Origin of the sequence: Psychromonas sp. CNPT3 (assembly GCF_000153405.2) — a bacterium.
Lineage (GTDB): Bacteria > Pseudomonadota > Gammaproteobacteria > Enterobacterales > Psychromonadaceae > Psychromonas.
Map to the genome: position 1 here is coordinate 672,662 of NC_020802.1, position 20,678 is coordinate 693,339.

A 20,678-nucleotide genomic window follows, 5' to 3' on the forward strand; every position below is an offset into this window, starting at 1 on the left:
CCTTTTTTGATCTTACTTCAGGTAGTTAATTCTATGGCGAAAATCGCAACGCTAGGTCCGCCTAATACATTTTCTGACATTGCTACTCAGCAATTTATTAAAACGCAAAATTTAAATCACGAAATAAAATACTTCAAATCGCTCTCAGACACTTTTAGAGCGATTGGAGTGCATTGTGAGTTTGGCGTTTTACCGATAGAAAATTTATCAGAAGGCTATGTGCAAGTCGTTTTAGATCATTTACTCGAGACATCTTTAAATATTATTGCTGAATATTTACTACCTATTCAGTTTTCTTTTGTGCGTTACTCTGAAAGTGACGGTCCATTAACCGATGTTTTTGTGCAGTTTGTGGCTTATGGGCAATGCTCTGAGTTTATTGAGCAGCAAAATAATATACGTGTGCACTATACACAAAGTAATATAAGCTCACTGGTGGAAGCGCAAAAAAAAGGTAAAGGCGCGGGGGCTGTTGTGCCTAAGCATGCATTAAAATCAGAATGTTTAATGTCCTCGGTGGTCGAAAACATTACTAATTATGAAAATAATCAAACTCGATTTTTAGTCGTAAGTACTGAGCCCTGTATTTATCAACCTGCCGTGAATTATAAAACGACCTTAGTGGTTAAAAATGACAATGATTGTCCGGGGGTATTAGGTAATATTATTAATGCGTTTGCTGCCCAAAAAGTGAATCTTACCTCAATCATGTCTCGGCCGACTAAATCGCAGTTTGGGCAGTACCATTTCTTTATTGATATTGATGGGCATCAGCAAGATGAAAACATTAAGCTTGCCATTTTAAATATTAAGAATGATCACGTTATTCGGGTACTTGGCTCTTATCCAAAAGCGTGATACTTTTTAGCGTTTTCGGCGCATCTTGTTTTTGAGGATTATATTTGTTTTCAATGGCACAAACACTTAATGTGCCTAATGCAACACAAAGTAATGCGCCTAAATAATTACCTTCACCGATTTTATTTGCACTTGCAATCGCGCAAGCAGTAGATATCCCGCCTTGTAAAAAAGCTTTGCTACTATCACGATAAAGTGTGTTTTTATCTATTTGCTTATCTTTATAACGCGCATAGTTAATGCTCGCACTACCGACCGCGGAGCCGATGGCACCACTGACAAAGTGACCCATGACATGACGAGGCATACCCGTATTAAGTGGTTTTTTTTGATAATATGGCATTTTTATTCCTTTAGATCATGCATCTTTAGCCGCTAATGAGCGCAAAATAACGGCTAATGTTGTGCCGTTATGTAGCAGTGCACTGGCGGCTGGATTAAGCCAGCCTAAAGCTGCTGCCCCCATAATTCCAGTATTAACGACTTCTGCTAAGCGAATGTTACTGTTAATAAGGCGCATCGCTTCATGGCTGATATCGAGCATCTTTTCAATGCCGTATAAATCATCTTGTAAGAGCACAACATCGGCAGTTTGTTGTGCAAGCTCAGTGCTTTTATTCATGGCTAAACCGATATCGGCCATGGTTAATGCGGGGGCGTCATTGACGCCATCACCGATATACAGCACTTTATCGCCTTGTCGTTGTAACTGCTTTACAATATTGGCTTTGTCTTCGGGTGTTGCCTGTGCAAAAACAACATCTATCCCTAATTTCTTCGCCAGTTTATCGGCGGGGGCTTGCTTATCACCCGTTAATAAAACCAGCTTTTTAATGCCCCGTTTTTTAAGGCCTTGCAGGACTTCATAGGCCTCTTTACGTAAATGATCTTTGAGGGCTATCAAGCCTATCAGTTGTTGATGATGAGAAACAAAAAGAAGATGTAAACCTTGTTGCTCAAGTATCTCAATGGTCTCTTCATGATTTTTAAAATCAATACCTTCATGCGACTCTAAAAAATGTCGACTGCCTAAAATAAGCTCTTTGTCATTAAGATGACTTTTTAAACCGTGTGCGATCACATATTCAACTTCACCATGCTCAATATGGGGTAATTTGTGGTGTTTGGCTGCATTGACAATCGCTTGTGATAGCGGGTGATGGCAATGCTCTTCTACGGAGGCCGCTATTGCTAATAATTGTTTTGCATTATTTTTAGTATCGAGGCAAATGACATCACTGACTTCCATATCACCGTAGGTAAGTGTGCCTGTTTTATCAAAAACACAGGTATCAATTTTGACTGCTTGCTCAATAGCGCGGCCCCCTTTGAGTAATATTCCTTGTTTGGCCGCCCGATAAATCATGGACTTAAAGGCAACAGGAGTACTTAATTTTAGGGCGCAAGAGTAATCCACTAAAAACACAGAAGCCACTCGGTTAATATCTTGAGTGAGAGCAAAAACCGCGCCTCCAACGGCGAGTGTGATATTCACACGTCTGTCCGCCATCTCTTGGGTAACTTCTTGTATCTCACTTTTTTGTGATAGTGAGCTGGCAATAAACTGTGCAATACGCGCCGTCGTAGCTTCACAGCCCACTTTTTCAGCAATGACTTTTATATTGCCCTCTTGGACTAGAGTGCCCGCATAAACATAAGCGCCGGACTCGCGCGCAACAGGTACACTTTCGCCCGTTAAAGAGGCTTGATTAATTAACGCCTCTCCGGATAATATATGTCCATCAACAGGGATCGCATCTCCAGGGCCGAGTACCAATATTTCTTGTTGTTTTATTTTATCTGATTTGATTAGTATTTTTTGTTTATCGCGCTCTATCCAAACGTCACTAATTTTGGGTTGCATTAGCTCCGCAAGTAACTGATCGCTTTTTCTACTGGTTTGTTGCTCCATATACTCACCTAAAGTGAGCAGTGACTGCGTTAACATGGCCGTTTTATAATCGCCTCGATACACAGAAAGAGAGAGCGCGATAGCATCGAGCACCTCTACTTTTATTTTTTTATCAGCTAGTATTTTCGCGCCATTAAAAATGGTATCAGCAATTAAAGGTAGTGTTGTTAACGCTCCTATTCTGCCTGGTAAAAAGAGGGTGCTTAATGAGCCAAGCAAGTTAAGTGTTATTTCACCTTTCGTATATTCATGATCTAATTCAATATCGGAGGCTTGTGTTAAATCGATTTGTTGTAGTCGATGTTTTAAAACGTCATTGTTAAGAAGCAGGGGATCATATTCAATAACAAGGCTTTTTGCAGCTTGATTTATACGCACAGATTTAACGCCTTGGATAGCGAGTAAGCCTTGTTTTAGCCATCCAGCTGCATTTTCAAAATGCGCTAAAATAGCTAATTTAAAGCGAATACGCCCCGGGTAATAACTTTTAACGATTAATTTATTCATTACACGTCTTTGTTTAAATTACGATAATAATCGAGCTCAGCTTGAGTATCTTCAAGGCGCTCTTTAAGTTCTTCCATCTCACCACGTACAGCTGACCATGCTTTAGTCCCTGTTTTGCTCAGCGTACTTTGTACTTTTTTATTACTGAGCAATGTCGCAATGGCAGCGCCCGCTGCAAGACCAATAAGAAAATTGTTTTTATGGGAGCCATGAGCGTGACCATGGTGTGCATAGGGATTAGTATAATATGGATTATTTTTCATCTTTATTTTCCTCTTCATTCATTAGATCATGCTCATCTGCAGTTGGCTGAGTAGCGTCTTGTTTGCTTTGCTGATGGCGTTGTACAGACTCTTGATAGCCTTGTTTTCCCGCATTAAAAGTATCTTTAAATATTTCATTGCTGGTATTGGCTGTGTCTTTAACGGAAGCGCTCATTTTACAGGCGTTATCTTTTATAGATGAGCTTGCTTTAGCTGCATTTTCTTTTATTTTATCAGTGCTATTTTTTAATATATCAGTGGCACCACTGAACATTTCCATCATATTATTACGTACGTTCTCATTACCTAAGATCAGGGCAGCTGCTGCACCTATCATGGCGCCTTTCCAGAATTCTTTATCGTCTATTCCCATTTTAGATAGAATATCTTTCAGCATTCCGGCTTGATCTCCCATCAATCCTTCGACCATGCCTTGTGCTTGTTGGAAAAGCGCATCATTTTCAGGTTGTTCATAATGAGGTTGTCCATGATGCATGTGCGGAGGTGGTGGATAAGCATGGCCTGGATGCATATAGTATGGATTTGGCGCTGGGTAAGGAGGGCAACCTGGATAAGGATAATAGCCGGGAGGTGGCATTGACGCATAAGCCTGTGCTTGCTCTTGTGTTGGCTGCTCCGTAAAACCTGGATGTTGAGGCCAAGGGTAGCTGCCATAAGGATATTGGTGCTTATTATCACTCATTTTTTTCTCCGTTATGTTAAGTCGTGGTATTGACTCAGAATAGTCGTTAATGTTTGAAAGGCTTTTTGGGATTTTATTTCATCGTCCATTAATAATTGGTCAAGAAGATAAGAAGGGATGATCGTTTCATCATATTCAACGAGCAAACTACCTGTCGCTAAATTTAATTGGTAGTTTTTTATTAAAGGTGATTTTTGTATATCATCTTTGAATTTATTAAAATACATTGCTTTTGTTAAGATAGAAAAACAAAATTTAAGGCGGATCCTACCGGGAATATGGTGTTTAATCGAAAGCCATTGCTTAAGTTTAAATAAATCATTAATAAAAGGACTTGTCATGAGGGGGGGCGATCACCTTATTGCTATATAGATGAGAATACTCTAGACAATAAAAAGACAGTCGAGGGATTTTGGTTATAAAATAATTCATATTTGAGTGATATTACTCACAAAACTAAAAAAATAGAGTGTGATAATTTTATATCTTCTTGAAATGCAAATGATAATTATTTCCATTGCTAATGTGTTTGTGCTTAGGTACTATTTACATTTTATTAACGTTGATAATGGAAGCTCTATGCAAGTTTATATTCATAAAACAAATAATCGCGTGCGTATTCGTTCAGATTATATTTTTGAAAACCGAGATAAAGTTGCCTCTCTTATTAGCGAACTGACTAAAGTAGACGGTATTTTAAATGTTAAACATAAAAAGTATGCAGGATCGGTCGCAATCACCTTTAGTGAGAATAAAATAACGTTAGAGACATTACTCGAAACGTTAACGAGCCACCATTGGTTGATGGAAAGTCAAAAAAATTGTTTTTTTGAAAATGCGATGCGCAAGGGAACAAAGTCAGTGCTTAAAGGCGTGTTGATGTTTGCTGCTAAAAAAGCATTGGGTGTAGGTGTCGTTACTGCAATTGCTGCGATTTAAAATATTTTAGGGCGCATTTACACAGACCTTTATTAAGGGCAGGGCATTTTTTACAGGGAGGGTTTTTAAACGCTTTACTGCTAAAAGTGACGATATTTAATCTTTTTTCATTTTCTTTTTTTGTCTTTTTTGGATCCTTATTTTTGTTTTTCGTCTTTTGTTTTTTCTCCTGAAACGTATTGCTATCCAGTGTGTTATTCGTATCATTAAACCAAGAAATAATAGGCAGTAAGGGGATTTTTATTTCAGCTATAAACTCGCTACCACCTTGTTTTACGATATGTAACAGTTCAGACTGTAAAGTCGTCTTATCTTTATTACGTAAGCTATTTAAGTTCAGATCAGAGACAAATATCTCTGTTTTCTTCATCTTTTTGCTAAGTTTTTTTAATGCAGAACTGATAACAACACCTTTAAGTAATAACTATTACCATTAACTCTAGCATATTAAAGTGGTGATTTTTACTTATTTAAAACGAGGGATAACGCTACTATATGTTTTTTTTAGAGGGAATATATTTACTACATTAATTAAAAATTAAAATGAAAATTAAGTGTATGTTATTAACGTGTTTTTATAGAAAGGTTAAGGTATAAAAAAATTGAGCATAAAAGAATTCATCTTTTATAGGCTTTTTTATGCATAAAAGTTTTATGTGAGATGCCGATTTAGTGTGACAACATTCAATAAGGGCTCGCCAGATTGAATGTTGTGGTTTTTAGTATGGGGCTATAGTTTTTTTGATGTTACCCAAATTGCACTTAAAGTATCCTGACCAAAGGCAATGCTTCGTTCTGGCGACCAACCATATCTTTCATCTGCATGGCTGATATGATCTTTAAAAGGCATTTCAAGTGTATAAGATAAACATTTGAACTGCTCTGCTACCCAGTTAGAGGCGATGGTTAAATCAGCGCAACCGGGTTTATCTTTGTCGTAACCGTGCTCATCTTGAAATTCAGGCGTGATAGTTAAGAGTGCCTGTTTGAACGTATTTTCTAAGTCTTCCATTTTTTTATTATAAGATGGAACACCTTCACTACCGGCAACAAAATTATAAGAAATAGCTTCATCGCCATGAATATCTAAGTACATATCAACGCCTATTTCAAGCATTTTTTCACGCACAAAAAACACTTCTGGTGAGCGTTGCATCGATGGAGACTGCCATTCTCTGTTTAAATTAACACCGATACCATTACAGCGTAAATGTCCGCGGATACTACCATCAGGGTTCATATTTGGAACAATATGTAATACTGCAACATCAAGAAGTGCACGAGCAACGGTATCCGTTTCGTCTAAAAGACGCAGCAATAAGCCTTCAACAAACCATTGTGCCATTGTCTCACCGGGGTGTTGACGCGCCGTTATCCAAATATTCTTTTTCGTTTTACTTGGCTCACCAATGCTTAATAAACTGATGTTATTCTCATCTAAAGTGAGCCCTAGTGTTTGTAATTGGCAACCTGATTGTGTTTGTGCATAGTGCAGTAAATCTTGGTGGCGATCATTTGAATAGGGCGCAAAGTAGGCAAAGTACATAGATGCATATTCGGGTGCGACCTTAAAGCTTAAAGTGTCGCCATCAAATGTTGTTGCAATACGGAACCATTCTTTACGATCATAAGAAGCGACTACATTATAATTTTCCCAGCCTTGAGGATATGCAGATTTTGCCAAGCCTAAGATACTAAAGGTATGCTCTTGGTGTGGCTTGCTTTCTAAACGGAAATGAAACCATTGCGATATATCGCTTTGATTATCAACAGGAATGCGTAATTGTATATTTTCGGCACTTTCGGCTGTTACTATTTCGATATTAGCGCTTTCAAAGTTACTAAAGATTTTCATGTTTTGACTCACTTCTTAATGTGTTGGTTTACTGAGTAGATATTAACGTAGCATTTAAAACGCGACATAAACGCGATACCGCTTCACGCAGTTCGCTTGAATTTGCATTGGTGAAGTTTAAGCGCAGCGCTGAGGGTGTATTCTCAGGGTGCGGATAAAAAACAGGGCTTGGGACAACGGCTACACCATTTTTAATCAGTGTTTTAGCCAGTGCAAACGTGTCACAAGGGGGCAGTGATAACCATATAAACATTCCACCATCGACAGGTTTCAGTTCACAACCTTCTGGAAGTTGTTTTTTTAATTCCGAGAATAAAACGTGATAACGTTTTTTATAAAGGGACTGTATGGTTTTGATATGCTCTGGGAAATCGGGGTGCTGTAATAGATCAAGAAGCAAGGCTTGTATCGGCACGCTTGAATGTAAATCTGCGCCTTGTTTTATTTTTAGTAGAGGCTCTAAATAGCTTTTTTTAGCGGTGACAGCAGCGATTCTTAGCCCTGGTGATGCAATTTTTGAAAAGGAGCGTAAAACAATCGCGTTATCTGCACAAAAATGAGACACCATGGGTAAGGGTTCACCCGTAAATCTCAATTCACGATAGGGAGCATCTTCAATAAAGGTGACATCATATTGAATACACAGTTTTGCCACTTGTTGGCGTGTTTCAAGTGACCAACAGATACCGGTAGGGTTGTGGAAGTCAGGCACGCCATAAAACATTTTTGGATTGTGTTTTATAAAGGCATCTTCTAATTCACTGACATTTGGGCCATCATGCGTTGTTGAAATTGTTTGGATATTGGCTTGTACAAGGCCAAAAACTTGCATTGCGCCAAGGTAGCTAGGCGCTTCCATGATAATACAGTCATTGGGGTTGATATAGGCGCGAGCAATAAGATCTAGGCCTTGTTGTGAGCCGGTGCAAATCATCGCAATATGCGTTGGAGCTAATTGATAATAATGCGAAAGGTATTTTAATAAAGGCGCATAGCCGATAGTCGCATCATACTGGAAGACTTCTGGCATATCAGTAAGCTTCTTAAATGTCGCTTTCATTAAATCAAGGGGGAACGTTTTTGCATCGGGTAATCCGCCTGCTAGCGATATTATATTCTTATCTGCAGCCGCAATTAATATCTCTCGTATATAAGAGGATTTTATTTGTTGTAATGAGTGCGCTATTTCCATATTTATTCCCATTATTATTTTGATAAAACAATATGTTGGAGTTTATGTTGTGTTTGCTTATCAATAGATGCATGCATGTTAAACGAGGCGTCATAACATATGTCGTGTATTCGATGTTTAAATGTCGAACACTAAAGATATCAGTAAAGTGCGATGTGTGAAAGAGCACTGCAATAGTCAGCGACCCATATAAAAAATTAAACTTTTTAAAATGCGTGGCATGGCTGATTCATATGCGTGTTTCATCAATAAAACAGTTCGTTAGGTCAGTATTTTAAACACATGTTTGCGCTGAAGGCGGTAGGCTTACAGAGTGCTTAAGACTAAAAAGCCACATTTTAAACGTGGCTTTTTAGGGGGAGTATAATATTTTTAATATTAACGTTTGATTAGGTAAACGCCCGCTTCGGTATGATGGGTATATGGAAATTGATCGAATAAGGCAAAACGTTCCACTTTATGTGTTGCATCAAATTGTTGAAGATTACTTTTTAATGTTTCAGGGTTACAGCTAATATACAAAATATTATCGTAAGTTTGCACCATTTTGATGGTTTCATCATCAAGTCCTGCACGAGGAGGATCAACAAAAATAGTATTGCATTGGTAATCGTCTAAATTAATACCTTCAAGACGGTGAAAAACACGTACTTTATTAAGGGCTTGAGTAAACTCTTCTGCAGACATTCTAATAATAGTTAGGTTGTCGATATGGTTTGCTGCAATATTATATTGCGCAGAATGCACTGAGGGTTTTGCGATTTCAGTGGCTAATACCTTATTAAAGTTTTTTGCTAAGGCGATAGAGAAATTACCATTACCACAATAAAGCTCTAACAAATCACCTTCGCTATTGCGCGTACAATCGATCGCCCATTCCAACATTTTAATTGAAACTTCTGTATTAGGTTGTGTGAAGCTATTTTCTACTTGTTGATAGATAAGTGTTTTGCCATCAACTTCTAAAGATTCGATCACATGATCTTTATCGAGTATCAATTTTTGTTTTTTAGCTCGGCCCATAAAGTTGATATCGAATTGTTTCGATAATGTCGCTTTTAATGCATTTAGCTCTTCAACCCATTGTTCATCTAGCTGTTTATGGTACAGCAAACTGACTAATATTTGGCCACTAAGAGTAGAAAGGAAATCAATTTGGAAAAGCTTGAAACGTAATGTTTTAGAGACTTTTATGAGGTTTATCAATTGTGGCATTAAAGCATTGATAAGCTCACTTGCGGGTGGGAATTGATCCACTCGAATTTTTTGTTTGGTTTCTTTATCAAACATAATGTAATAAAGATCATCACCTTCATGCCAAACGCGAAATTCAGAACGCATACGGTAATGCAATTTTGGCGATGCAAAAATTTCGAGATCAGGTAGGTTAAAATCAACAAATTGTTCATTGAAAAGTGTTTTTTTGGCATTTAGTTGCATGTCATAATTATCAGGATCAACAAATTGTAGACTCATTTTAACCTCTTTAGGTGATTTTATGGGGGCTAGATAGTAAAGGATCTAGCGTCAGTTACCAGAATTATTATTGTTATTTTTTATGTATGTTACACCAAGCTTTGATTGAAACGGTGATATCTCAGTCTGTTAGATCAATATGCTTTATCAGGAACTCGCTCAGATAGTCGTTCTGTCATCAATATAGGCTCGCATTGTTTCAATTTTATGCCAAGAAGCTAAGCTCAATTTGGCTTGCTGATTTTATATCTTGAAGTATCATGGAGATGAAGGTAATTTCAAATCTAAGCCACAATTTACGTCGTGGATTTTCTCAATTTGCAGTATTATAACGGCATCATAAGTATTGACGCAAAAAACTAGGTAAGAGATGTCAGTTAAACAAATTTTAATTTTTGATTCAGGTGTCGGTGGTTTATCGATTTTTGAAGAGATAAGAAAAAAAAATAGCAAACTCAGTTGTTATTATCTTTCTGATAATGCTTATTTTCCTTATGGTGAATTAACAAAGGAAGTATTAACTCAACGTTTACTCTGCTTATTAACTGATTTTACCAAAAAACATCCCGTTGATTTGATTGTGATTGCTTGTAACACGGCAAGTACGATAGCGTTAAAAACATTACGAGAACATTTTAGCATCCCCATAGTAGGGGTTGTGCCTGCCATCAAGCCAGCATGCCAATTAACAAAAAATAATATTATTGGCCTTATTGCGACACCTGCAACCATAACGCGTGAATATACGTCTCTTTTGATTGATGAATTTGCGACTAAAAAACAGGTGTTAACACTCGCGTCAACGGCGTTAGTGAAGCTTGCAGAGCGTAAGTTAAGTGCATTGCCTATCGATAATATGATGCTACAAAAACAATTAAGTGATATTTTTAAAGAATGGTTAATGTTAGCGCGCCGCCCAGATACCATTGTACTCGGTTGTACACATTTTCCGCTTTTAAAAGCAGACATTGAACTTTGTTTTGGTGGAAATATCCAACTAGTAGACTCTGGAGGGGCGATCGCAAAAAGGGTACAGAAGTTATTACCTGTACAGTGTTCAATAGGAATGCCTCAACACCATGCTTTTTATACACAAAAAAATAAGCAACAATGCGCCCTTGAACATGCTTTTTTAATCCGTCATTTTTCTTCTTTTTCTTTATTTCTTCCCCTAGAAATGGAATAACCATTAATAAGAATTGCGCCTGAATGACTATCTTCGCGAGTGCCAGATAAAGCACATTGAGGTAACATGGGCAGAGTTCTTAACATTTTTCATAAGAGGTGTTTTTTGAACGCGCATTTTGAAAAGAAAATTCTTAACTTTATACGTTTGCAAATGCACAGCGATGCAGCACATGATATTAAGCATATCTTACGTGTCGTTAAAACAGCGAAACAATTATCGGTAACAGAAAACGCCTGTACAAGTGTTGTTGTAGCAAGTGCTTACTTACATGATTGTGTTTGTTTAGCAAAAGATCATCCTCAGCGTGCAAAAAGTTCTTTGATGGCAGCCGATAAAGCCTTACTTTTTTTAGCGCAAATAGATTACCCTGAAAAATATTTTCCTGCTATCCACCATGCTATCACCGCGCACAGTTTCAGTGCAAAGGTTACGCCAAAGACCCTTGAAGCTAAAATATTACAAGATGCAGATAGGCTCGATGCATTGGGAGCCATAGGCATTAGCCGCTGCTTACAAGTTGGTAATACTTTAAATCGGGATTTATATTCATTAGAGGATGCTTTTTGCAAAGCGCGTAAAGCGAATGATATGCGCTATACGTTAGATCATTTTTATAGCAAACTTCTACGCTTAGAAAACTCTTTTAATTGTAAAAGTGCACGTCAAGAAGCTCAAAAACGCACCTTATTTATGCACCAATTTTTACAACAACTAGAAACTGAAATATAGGAAATATGTATGAACAACGTTACTCAGCAATTTGAATTTATTTTAGAAATCGACAAGTTAAAAGCGGTTTATCGCCAAACTCGCGTGCAAAGTGATAATGCGCGCGCTGAAAATAGTGCGGAGCACAGTTGGCATATTGCGCTAGCAGCTCAAGTATTAGCCGAGCATGCGCTTGATAAAATAAATATTGATCGGGTGATTAAAATGCTTTTGATCCATGATGTGATTGAAATTGATGCGGGTGATCTTTTTGCTTTTGCGGCTGCAAGCGACCATAAGTTACAAGCTAAAAAAGAGTTAGCAGCCGCGCAGCGTTTATTTTCATTATTACCAGAGGCGCAGTATCAAAAAATGCAAGCATTGTGGATAGAGTTTGAAGACGCAATTACGGCGGATGCTCGTTTTGCTAAGTCTATCGATAGAATATTACCCGTATTACTAAATATGGCAGCCGAAGGCGGAAGTTGGGTTACTCATAAAGTGCATGCACAGCAAGTGCTAACGCGTAATCAATTATTAGAAAAAAGTGCCCCTAAATTGTGGGAGCATGTGCGATTACAAGTTGAGATCGCAGTTAAAAACGGTTGGTTAATTGCTGGCTGATATTGATTGTATAAAAGGTGGATACTCGGGATTAAATGCATTGAGACTTTTATAATGAATTATCTACAGATAAAATACTTATATGGTAAATATGCGTTTATGCGAAGCTGATAAAAACAATACACGCTTGTTTTTATCAGTTTTATGCTTTTAAAGCATTGAAGCGGGTGCTTGATATTCAAGATCATGTGCTTCTGCTACTTCTAAAAGGGTGATCTTTCCCTGATAAACATTAAGACCATTAAGTAAATGTTTATCTTGTTTAAAGGCTTCTTTGTAGCCTAAATTAGCAAGTTTTAACACATAAGGTAAGGTGACATTATTAAGCGCTTGTGTGGCAGTACGCGCAACAGCCCCTGGCATGTTAGCAACACAATAATGCACAACGTCATCCACTATATAAATTGGATCTTCATGCGTTGTTGCGTGTGATGTGGCAAAACATCCGCCTTGGTCGATAGCAACATCAACAATAGCAGAGCCTTTTTTCATGTCTTTTATCATCTCTTTAGAGACGAGTTTAGGGGCTGCTGCTCCCGGCACTAAGACGGCACCAATAACAAGATCTGCATCAATAAGGTGGTTTTTTAAGGCTTCTTTAGTAGAATAAACCGTGCGAATTCGGCCGTGGAACAATTCATCGATATGGCGCAGTGTCGCAATTTTCTTATCTAAAATTACCACATCAGCCCCGAGTCCGATTGCCATCTGCGCCGCATTTTGACCCACAATACCCGCGCCAATGATCACGACTTTAGCAGGCTCAACACCGGCAACGCCTCCAAGTAGCAAGCCTGAACCACCATTTGATTTTTGTAGTGCAAATGCGCCAGCTTGAATAGACATGCGTCCAGCAACTTCTGACATTGGGACTAATAAGGGTAATTGCCCTGCATCATCACTGACCGTTTCATAGGCGATACAAATTGCACCACTTTTGATGAGTGCTTTAGTTTGTTTTAAATCAGGGGCTAAATGTAAATAGGTAAATAAGATTTGTCCGGGGCGTAACATTGCACATTCATTTGCTTGGGGCTCTTTGACTTTTACGATCATTTCACTTTTAGCGAAAATATCGGGTGCATTGTCTAATATCTCTGCGCCAATATTGGTGTAATCGCTATCACTAAAACCGATCCCCATTCCCGCATCTTTTTGTACATAAACATGATGCCCGTGACTTATGAGTTCTGCGACACTTGAGGGTGTTAATCCCACACGAAATTCATTGTTTTTTATCTCTTTAGGTATACCTATATACATATAAACTCCTATAAAATCGTTGACTTATTTTATGTAAAATAAGATTTCACAGAATAGGGGGGGCTTTTAATACAGTCAAAAAAATAAAGATAAAAAGGTTAGCAAACGCACAGTTATTGGTCTTTATTTTTATTAAAAGAGTCACTGCGCAACATAAAAAAATATAAACTTATTTATTGTGTGGGTATTGGTTGCGTTGATCCGCGTTATTATTGGCAAAATGAAAAAGATGCTACCATGTGTTTATTATTTTTTAATGAGTTTTTAATATGAAGAAAATAGCAGCGCCGATAGCTAAGAAAAAATCGTACCAGCATCAATGTCATGAGCATATTCGCCAAGATGATTATTTCTGGCTACGTGATGATGATCGTGAAGATAAAGAAATTATTGCGCATCTTAATGCAGAAAATGCCTATACCAAAGAGCAAATGCAACCGCTACAAACATTACAAGATGAGTTATATCATGAAATGGTCGCGCGCGAGGAGCCTATGCTTGAATCGGTTCCTTACTACAAGAAAGGTTTTTGGTATATATCTCGCTTTGATGAAGGTAAAGATCAGAGTGTTTATTGCCGCCGAAAAGGTTCAATGGACGCGGTAGAGGAAGTCTTCTTAGATTGTAATGAACGTGCACACGGACATGAATTTTATGAACTCGGTGATTTAACGTTATCGCCGAATTCAATGCTAATGGCGTACTCGGAAGATACGCTCAGTCGCAGGCAATACACTTTGCGTTTTAAAAACTTGCAAACAGGTGAGGCGTTAAGTGATGTCATTGAAAACATATCGAGTGTGGTTTGGGCCAATGATAATGAAACTATTTTTTATGTAAAAAAGCATGAAAAAACATTGTTGCCTTATCGTGTTTATCGTCATAAATTAGGTGACGATGTAAAAAATGATGTGCTTGTTTATGAAGAAAAAGATGATACTTTTTATGTCAATATTTATAAAACACGCTCTGAGCAATATATCGTTATCTGTATTGATAGTACGCAGACATCCGAGTGCTTGTTACTCGATGCAAATAATAGTACGGGTAAGTTTTCGACTTTTTTAGCGCGCACCCGAGATCATGAATATAGTATTGATCACTTTCAAAATAAATTTTATGTCCGCACTAATATTAGCGGTAAAAACTTTGCATTAAAAAGCACCCAAAATGCTCTCAATAAAGACACCTCATCATGGGACACTTTAATTGAGGCGCGTGAAGATGTGCTACTTGAAGGTTATGAATTAATGCAGGAGTGGTTGATTGTTGAAGAGCGTAAAGATGGCTTGCCATCACTGCGTCAAATACATCACAAAAGTGGCGAGTCAAAAACATTAGCGTTTAAAGATCCGACCTATACGGTATTTAGTCATTATAATCCAGATGCAAATAGTACTAAGTTTCGTTACCAATACACCTCATTTACAACGCCCTCTACTGTATATGAATTAGACTTAAATACGGGCGAAACTATCTTATTAAAGCAAAGTAAAGTCATGGGCGATTTTAACGCCGCGGATTTACAGAGTGAACGCGTTTGGGTTACAGCGCGTGATGGAAAAAAAGTACCGGTGTCATTGGTGTATCGTAAATCATTATTTGATCATAAGAATCCTATCTTGATATACGCATATGGCTCATACGGTTACAGTTTAGATATTGGTTTTAGCTCTGAGAATTTAAGTTTGCTCGACAGAGGTTTTGTGTACGCTGTTGCGCATATTCGTGGTGGAGAAGAGCTAGGCAGACACTGGTATGAAGACGGTAAGTTACTTAACAAGCAAAACACCTTTAATGATTTTGTAGATGTCTCAAAAGCATTGGTTGAGCTAGGTTATGCACATAAAGATCGCGTTTTTGCCATGGGGGGAAGTGCGGGCGGGCTCTTAATGGGCGCTGTCATCAATCAGGCCCCTGAGATATATAAAGGTGTGGTGGCTGCTGTGCCTTTTGTTGATGTACTTTCAACGATGCTTGATGCCTCAATCCCATTAACGACGGGAGAGTACGATGAATGGGGCGATCCTAATGAGAAACAATACTATGACTATATGCTTCAATATAGTCCGTATGATCAAGTAAAAGCACAAGATTACCCGCATCTATTGGTGACAACGGGCTTACATGATTCTCAAGTACAGTATTGGGAGCCTGCTAAGTGGGTCGCTAAATTACGTGAATTAAAAACCGACAATAATCAGTTATTATTGTATACCGATATGGAAGCCGGTCATGGTGGGAAATCGGGACGTTTTAAACATTTAGAAGATACCGCACGCGAATTCTCGTTTTTAATTAATTTAAGTAAAAACGCATAAAACACGGTGTTTTTTTAAAAAGCTAACGAGCGCCTAGTGGTCGCTTCGTTAGCTTTTTTTTTACCCTTTTTATTTGTATATAACTTTTTCATATAAGGGATAACGTTTAATACTTATTCATCCTGTCATTTTATGTTTAATATTCGCACTTATTATGGAATAGCACGTTTTGATGCACCTCCGTCGTCAACATATAAATAGGAATAGATATGGTATTAATGATCAACTTGGCGATATTTTTCGCACTTCTCTTCATAACGTATACTCAGCAACGACAACAAAAGCCCTTGTCACGTTTAGTTTTGATTGGTTTGATTTTAGGTAGCCTATTTGGTCTTGCTTTACAGTTTGTATATGCAGATCAAAAAGAGCTGATAGCTGAAACATTGCAGTGGACTAATATCGTTGGCAGTGGTTACGTCAGTTTATTAAAAATGATCATTATGCCATTGATATTTGTATCGATGTTTTCAGCGGTCGTTAAACTCGATAAATCAGGATCGCTAGGAAAAATTAGTGTTCTTACTATTTCAATTTTACTCTTTACAACGATGATAGCAGCCGTTGTGGGCATTATGGTTGCACAAGGTTTTGGTTTGACGGCAGCCGGATTAACGGAAGGCTCAAGAGAGGTTGCAAAAGCATTATCATTACCTGCTCGCCTTGAAACCGTGAGTGCATTAACTATCCCAGATATGTTACTGAGTTTCATCCCTAAAAATCCTTTCTTAGATTTAACGGGTGCGCGCTCTACCTCTATCATTGCCATTGTTATTTTTGCAATATTATTAGGTGTATCGGCACGTAAAGTAAGCTTAGAAAATGAAAAGCTTGCTGGCCCTATTATTCTTTTTGCAGATGCGATCCAATCTATTGTTATGCGTTTGGTTAAAATGATCATGGCGTTAACGCCTTATGGTATTTTAGCGCTACTTACTAAAGTGGTTGCGACATCTAACGGTGGGGATATTTTAAATCTATTTGGTTTTATTGTGGCGTCGTATGTTGCCATCTTATTAATGTTTGTCGTACATGGTTTATTGGTGTCTGTCTTCGGTATTAATCCAATGCAGTTTTTCAAGAATATTTGGCCTGTATTAACATTTGCGTTTAGTTCGCGTAGTAGTGCAGCGACGATCCCACTTAATGTTGAAACACAAATTAATAAATTAGGCGTATCACCTGCTATTGCAAATCTATCGGCGACCTTTGGCGCAACGATAGGTCAAAATGGTTGTGCGGGTATTTACCCTGCCATGCTTGCGGTAATGGTTGCACCTATGATGGGGATCCCAATTGATTTTAACTTTATAGTTTCACTTATTGCGATTGTAACCGTCAGCTCGTTTGGTATTGCAGGTATCGGTGGTGGTGCTACTTTTGCTGCATTAATAGTCTTACCATCAATGGGATTACCCGTGACCATAGTTGCCTTACTTATTTCTATTGAGCCGTTAATTGATATGGCAAGAACCGCGTTAAATGTGAGTGGTGCAATGACGGCCGGCATTCTTACGCAACGTATATTAGGTAAAAAAGAGAAAGTATCTCAAGAGGCTATTGAGAATGTAAAATGTGAAATCTGATCGATAACGCATTTTAAAAAGTTACCCTAAAGGCTAATGAAGTGTTGTAACTGACACTTCGTTAGCTTTTTTTTTATGATATCCCTGATACTTATTTCCTTATTTTTATTTTATGCCTAGAAGCTAAGTCCAAAATACTTTATCAAGCATTCGCTATCTTTACTTTTATAACGGCTACTCAACACTATGCAGCGTGATTTAATCGCGTATTAGGGGATCTTATTATGATTAAAGGGGATAAGTATTAGCAAAGGTCACCTTTATGGGTCAGATAGCCGGCTGAGCATCAATAGTTAGCGGGGGTCTTGTATGCTTAAAGAATATATTTGGAAAGGCTGAAAAAGAGAATGTGATTGTTACACAATTTGATAACTTTAATAAAATTATAGATTTATTGAATATCAATGGGCGTAGCGTCAGGGTGTAAGTGTCTTTTTATTGATATTTAGCTGCTGGATATAAAATTTAGCCTGGGGTATTACGGATGGGGTTTAAAAAAGAATATAAACACTAAGTTGTGTTTATATTCTTTTCATTATAACAAGTTAAGCATCGGCACGAGGTGCGCGCTCATTTGCTTCTCTTACTTTTAATGAACGTTCTTGGAACTCTTGTTCATTTAATGCATTAATGGCATTAAGTGCATCTTTTTCTGGCATCTCAACAAATCCAAAGCCACGGCGTTTCCCCGTGTGCTTATCTTTCATTAAACGCACTGATAGCACTTTCCCGTGTTCGGAGAAAAGCGTTCTTATCGCAATTTCATTTGCACGGTAAGGTAGGTTACCAACATAAAGCGTAATGGTATCAAAATCTACTTCCGCATCTTCATGCTCTGTATCTTTTGTTTTAGTTGAACCCATAAATTGAATAATTAAACCACTGCAAAGCGCGCCGATGGCAAATAATAATGCGCCATCAAGTGGATTTTCTAATAGAGAAATAACGATATAACCTAAAATCGCAACTGCGATCGAGAGCAACACTGATGTGTTTGATTTCATAATAAAATAACCTCAAAGATAAGATAAAATAATGGAAAAATCTTTTTTCGGTGCTTTTGGCCTATGCCATAAATCATCCCTAAAAAAGCAAACGTATTGTAAGCTAAATTTTAAGATCTAGTTAATCTCTTTCATAAAAAAAGAATATACATCATAAAGTATATTTTTATTTGTGAAACAGAGCACGCTAAATGCGCTTTATTAATGAACAATGATAGTCTGTTTTGTCGACTTTGTGTTTTTTTAAAAGAGATAAAATGGCGACGAGTTAGTGACTTTAAAGATAGCGATCGGCCTATAAATTGGGTAGAATGCATGCTCAATAATATACCCAAGCTTCTTGCTGGCTCTTTGCTCCTTAGGTGGTTTCGGTATAATTTATCGTTTCTGTATCTATAAGGTATTAACCGCTTAATGAAAAATATTCGTAACTTCTCTATTATCGCTCATATCGACCATGGTAAATCCACTCTTTCAGATCGTTTAATCAGCACTTGTGGTGGTTTAAGTGATCGTGAAATGGAAGCGCAAGTCTTAGATTCAATGGATATTGAGCGTGAGCGTGGCATCACTATCAAAGCGCAAAGTGTTACTTTAGATTATAAAGCTAACGATGGTGAAACCTATCAACTTAACTTTATAGATACACCTGGGCATGTTGACTTTTCTTATGAAGTATCACGATCTCTGGCCGCTTGTGAAGGTGCGTTATTAGTTGTTGATGCAGGCCAAGGTGTCGAGGCGCAAACATTAGCTAACTGTTATACCGCCTTAGAAATGGACCTTGAGGTTGTTGCTATTTTAAACAAAATAGATTTGCCGGCAGCTGATCCTGAGCGTGTTGCTGAAGAAATCGAAGATATTATTGGTATTGATGCGACAGATGCGGTGCGTTGCTCTGCTAAAACAGGTCTTGGTATCGATTTGGTTTTAGAAGAGATTGTGCGCTCTATTCCACCACCTAAAGGCGATGTTGATGCGCCTTTACAAGCGTTGATCATTGATTCTTGGTTTGATAGTTATCAAGGTGTTGTCTCGTTAGTTCGTATTAAAAATGGTCAAATTAAAGTCGGCGATAAAATGCAAGTTATGTCGACAGGTGGGGTGCATCAAGTTCATAAAGTGGGCCATTTTACGCCAAAACAAGTTGAAACCGGTATTTTAAAAGCAGGCGAAGTTGGCTATGTGATTGCCGGCATTAAAGAAATATTAGGCGCGCCAGTGGGCGATACCTTAACGTTGATGAAAAATCCTGCATCAGAAGCATTAAAAGGATTTAAACGCGTTAAACCACAAGTTTATGCCGGTCTTTTCCCGGTAAGCTCTGATGATTATGAGAATTTTAGAGATGCATTGACTAAGTTGAGTATCAATGATGCGTCACTTTTTTATGAGCCTGAAAATTCAACGGCTTTAGGCTTTGGTTTCCGTTGTGGCTTCTTAGGCATGCTACATATGGAGATCATTCAGGAACGTTTAGAGCGTGAATATGATTTAAACTTAATAACGACAGCGCCAACCGTGGTTTATGAAGTTGAAACGAATGATGGCAAAGTGCAATATGTGGATAGCCCCGCTAAATTACCTGCGGTGAATGACATCCATGAAATCCGTGAGCCGATAGCTGAGTGTAATATTTTAGTGCCTCAAGAGTACTTAGGTAATGTTATCACCTTATGTATTGGTAAGCGTGGCGTGCAAACGAATATGATTTATCACGGGAAACAAGTGGCATTAACTTACCATATTCCAATGGGTGAAGTGGTCATGGACTTTTTTGACCGTTTAAAATCAACCAGTCGTGGCTACGCATCTCTCGAATATAATTTTGTGAAATTTCAATTGGCGGATATGGTACGTGTTGATGTGCTTATCAATGGCGATCGTGTTGACGCTTTAGCCTTGATCACGCACAGAGAAAATTCTGAAAATTATGGCCGTCAATTAGTGGATAAAATGAAAGAATTGATCCCAAGACAGATGTTTGATATTGCGATCCAAGCCGCTATCGGCGTTAAAGTTATTGCGCGTACAACAGTGCGTCAGTTACGTAAAAACGTATTGGCTAAATGTTACGGTGGCGATATATCACGTAAGAAAAAGCTGCTTAAAAAACAAAAAGATGGTAAGAAACGTATGAAATCGATTGGTAATGTAGATATCCCTCAAGAAGCGTTTTTAGCCGTATTACATATCGGAAAAGACAAATAATCCTACATTATTAAGGGATGTTTTGACTGCATAAAATGCGTTGATGATAGTTCAACGCATTTTGTTT

At 38.0% G+C, this 20,678-nt stretch carries 19 protein-coding genes; 8 read left to right on the forward strand and 11 right to left on the reverse strand.

The genetic code is table 11. The annotated features are described in order from the left end of the window. Positions 1-33: 33 nt before the first annotated feature. Positions 34-858 carry a prephenate dehydratase gene (locus PCNPT3_RS02985; protein WP_015464388.1) on the forward strand — a complete coding sequence of 275 codons (825 nt, stop codon included), beginning with the start codon at positions 34-36 and terminating at the stop codon, positions 856-858. Here the strand turns inward: PCNPT3_RS02985 and PCNPT3_RS02990 are convergent. From PCNPT3_RS02990 to PCNPT3_RS03010, 5 genes are read right to left on the reverse strand one after another with little or no spacing between them, the layout of a single operon-like run. Further along, complete coding sequence (locus tag PCNPT3_RS02990) at positions 824-1,201, reverse strand: hypothetical protein (RefSeq protein ID WP_015464389.1); 378 nt, start codon at positions 1,199-1,201, stop codon at positions 824-826. The two genes, PCNPT3_RS02985 and PCNPT3_RS02990, sit on opposite strands and share 35 nt — an antisense overlap. A 15-nt stretch (positions 1,202-1,216) precedes the next feature. After that, positions 1,217-3,277 carry a heavy metal translocating P-type ATPase gene (locus PCNPT3_RS02995; RefSeq protein WP_015464390.1) on the reverse strand — a complete coding sequence of 687 codons (2,061 nt, stop codon included), beginning with the start codon at positions 3,275-3,277 and terminating at the stop codon, positions 1,217-1,219. Beyond that, positions 3,277-3,540 (reverse strand): hypothetical protein, encoded by a 264-nt coding sequence (locus PCNPT3_RS03000; protein ID WP_015464391.1) that lies wholly within the window; start codon positions 3,538-3,540, stop codon positions 3,277-3,279. The genes PCNPT3_RS02995 and PCNPT3_RS03000 overlap by 1 nt, the downstream gene beginning before the upstream one ends. After that, the gene (locus PCNPT3_RS13485) at positions 3,530-4,243 is read right to left on the reverse strand and encodes a YtxH domain-containing protein (protein ID WP_015464392.1); all 714 of its coding nucleotides are present in this window, start codon (positions 4,241-4,243) and stop codon (positions 3,530-3,532) included. Before PCNPT3_RS13485 ends, PCNPT3_RS03000 begins: the two co-directional genes overlap by 11 nt. Positions 4,244-4,254: 11 nt before the next feature. Next, a complete protein-coding gene (locus PCNPT3_RS03010) occupies positions 4,255-4,584 on the reverse strand; it encodes an HMA2 domain-containing protein (protein WP_015464393.1) in 330 nt (109 codons plus the stop codon). Positions 4,585-4,822: 238 nt separating this feature from the next. Between PCNPT3_RS03010 and PCNPT3_RS03015 the strand changes: the two genes are divergently transcribed. After that, on the forward strand, positions 4,823-5,182 hold the full coding sequence (locus PCNPT3_RS03015; RefSeq protein WP_015464394.1) for an HMA2 domain-containing protein: 360 nt from the start codon (positions 4,823-4,825) through the stop codon (positions 5,180-5,182). On the opposite strand, the gene PCNPT3_RS03020 is transcribed toward PCNPT3_RS03015, so the two are convergent. The 4 genes from PCNPT3_RS03020 to trmA all read right to left on the reverse strand — a co-directional run bounded on the left by PCNPT3_RS03020 (position 5,160) and on the right by trmA (position 9,705). Next, the gene (locus PCNPT3_RS03020) at positions 5,160-5,552 is read right to left on the reverse strand and encodes a hypothetical protein (RefSeq protein WP_015464395.1); all 393 of its coding nucleotides are present in this window, start codon (positions 5,550-5,552) and stop codon (positions 5,160-5,162) included. The two genes, PCNPT3_RS03015 and PCNPT3_RS03020, sit on opposite strands and share 23 nt — an antisense overlap. Positions 5,553-5,912: 360 nt before the next feature. Beyond that, positions 5,913-7,037, reverse strand: a complete 1,125-nt coding sequence (locus PCNPT3_RS03025; protein ID WP_015464396.1) for a M14 family metallopeptidase — start codon at positions 7,035-7,037, stop codon at positions 5,913-5,915. A gap of 28 nt (positions 7,038-7,065) precedes the next feature. Continuing rightward, complete coding sequence (locus tag PCNPT3_RS03030) at positions 7,066-8,229, reverse strand: aminotransferase-like domain-containing protein (RefSeq protein WP_015464397.1); 1,164 nt, start codon at positions 8,227-8,229, stop codon at positions 7,066-7,068. A 378-nt stretch (positions 8,230-8,607) separates the two neighbouring features. Continuing rightward, the gene (gene trmA, locus PCNPT3_RS03035; protein ID WP_015464398.1) at positions 8,608-9,705 is read right to left on the reverse strand and encodes a tRNA (uridine(54)-C5)-methyltransferase TrmA; all 1,098 of its coding nucleotides are present in this window, start codon (positions 9,703-9,705) and stop codon (positions 8,608-8,610) included. Between the two features lie 370 nt (positions 9,706-10,075). Between trmA and murI the strand changes: the two genes are divergently transcribed. From murI to PCNPT3_RS03050, 3 genes are all read left to right on the forward strand, one after another. After that, positions 10,076-10,891 (forward strand): glutamate racemase, encoded by an 816-nt coding sequence (gene murI / locus PCNPT3_RS03040; protein ID WP_015464399.1) that lies wholly within the window; start codon positions 10,076-10,078, stop codon positions 10,889-10,891. A gap of 105 nt (positions 10,892-10,996) precedes the next feature. Further along, positions 10,997-11,623 (forward strand): HD domain-containing protein, encoded by a 627-nt coding sequence (locus PCNPT3_RS03045; RefSeq protein ID WP_015464400.1) that lies wholly within the window; start codon positions 10,997-10,999, stop codon positions 11,621-11,623. A gap of 9 nt (positions 11,624-11,632) precedes the next feature. Beyond that, the gene (locus PCNPT3_RS03050) at positions 11,633-12,226 is read left to right on the forward strand and encodes an HD domain-containing protein (RefSeq protein ID WP_015464401.1); all 594 of its coding nucleotides are present in this window, start codon (positions 11,633-11,635) and stop codon (positions 12,224-12,226) included. 150 nt (positions 12,227-12,376) lie between these two features. On the opposite strand, the gene ald is transcribed toward PCNPT3_RS03050, so the two are convergent. Continuing rightward, the gene (gene ald, locus PCNPT3_RS03055; protein ID WP_015464402.1) at positions 12,377-13,489 is read right to left on the reverse strand and encodes an alanine dehydrogenase; all 1,113 of its coding nucleotides are present in this window, start codon (positions 13,487-13,489) and stop codon (positions 12,377-12,379) included. A 269-nt stretch (positions 13,490-13,758) separates the two neighbouring features. On the opposite strand from ald, the gene PCNPT3_RS03060 reads away from it, so the two are divergent. Beyond that, positions 13,759-15,810: a S9 family peptidase gene (locus tag PCNPT3_RS03060; protein WP_015464403.1), complete on the forward strand. Its 2,052-nt coding sequence runs from the start codon at positions 13,759-13,761 to the stop codon at positions 15,808-15,810. A gap of 203 nt (positions 15,811-16,013) precedes the next feature. Further along, positions 16,014-17,396, forward strand: coding sequence for an L-cystine transporter (locus PCNPT3_RS03065; protein WP_041771250.1), 1,383 nt, complete (start codon positions 16,014-16,016; stop codon positions 17,394-17,396). A gap of 545 nt (positions 17,397-17,941) precedes the next feature. Here the strand turns inward: PCNPT3_RS03065 and PCNPT3_RS03070 are convergent. Then, positions 17,942-18,400, reverse strand: a complete 459-nt coding sequence (locus PCNPT3_RS03070; RefSeq protein WP_015464405.1) for an RNA recognition motif domain-containing protein — start codon at positions 18,398-18,400, stop codon at positions 17,942-17,944. 414 nt (positions 18,401-18,814) lie between these two features. On the opposite strand from PCNPT3_RS03070, the gene lepA reads away from it, so the two are divergent. Then, entirely contained in the window at positions 18,815-20,611 is a 1,797-nt protein-coding gene (gene lepA, locus PCNPT3_RS03075) for a translation elongation factor 4 (RefSeq protein ID WP_015464406.1), read from the forward strand. Positions 20,612-20,678 lie beyond the last annotated feature (67 nt).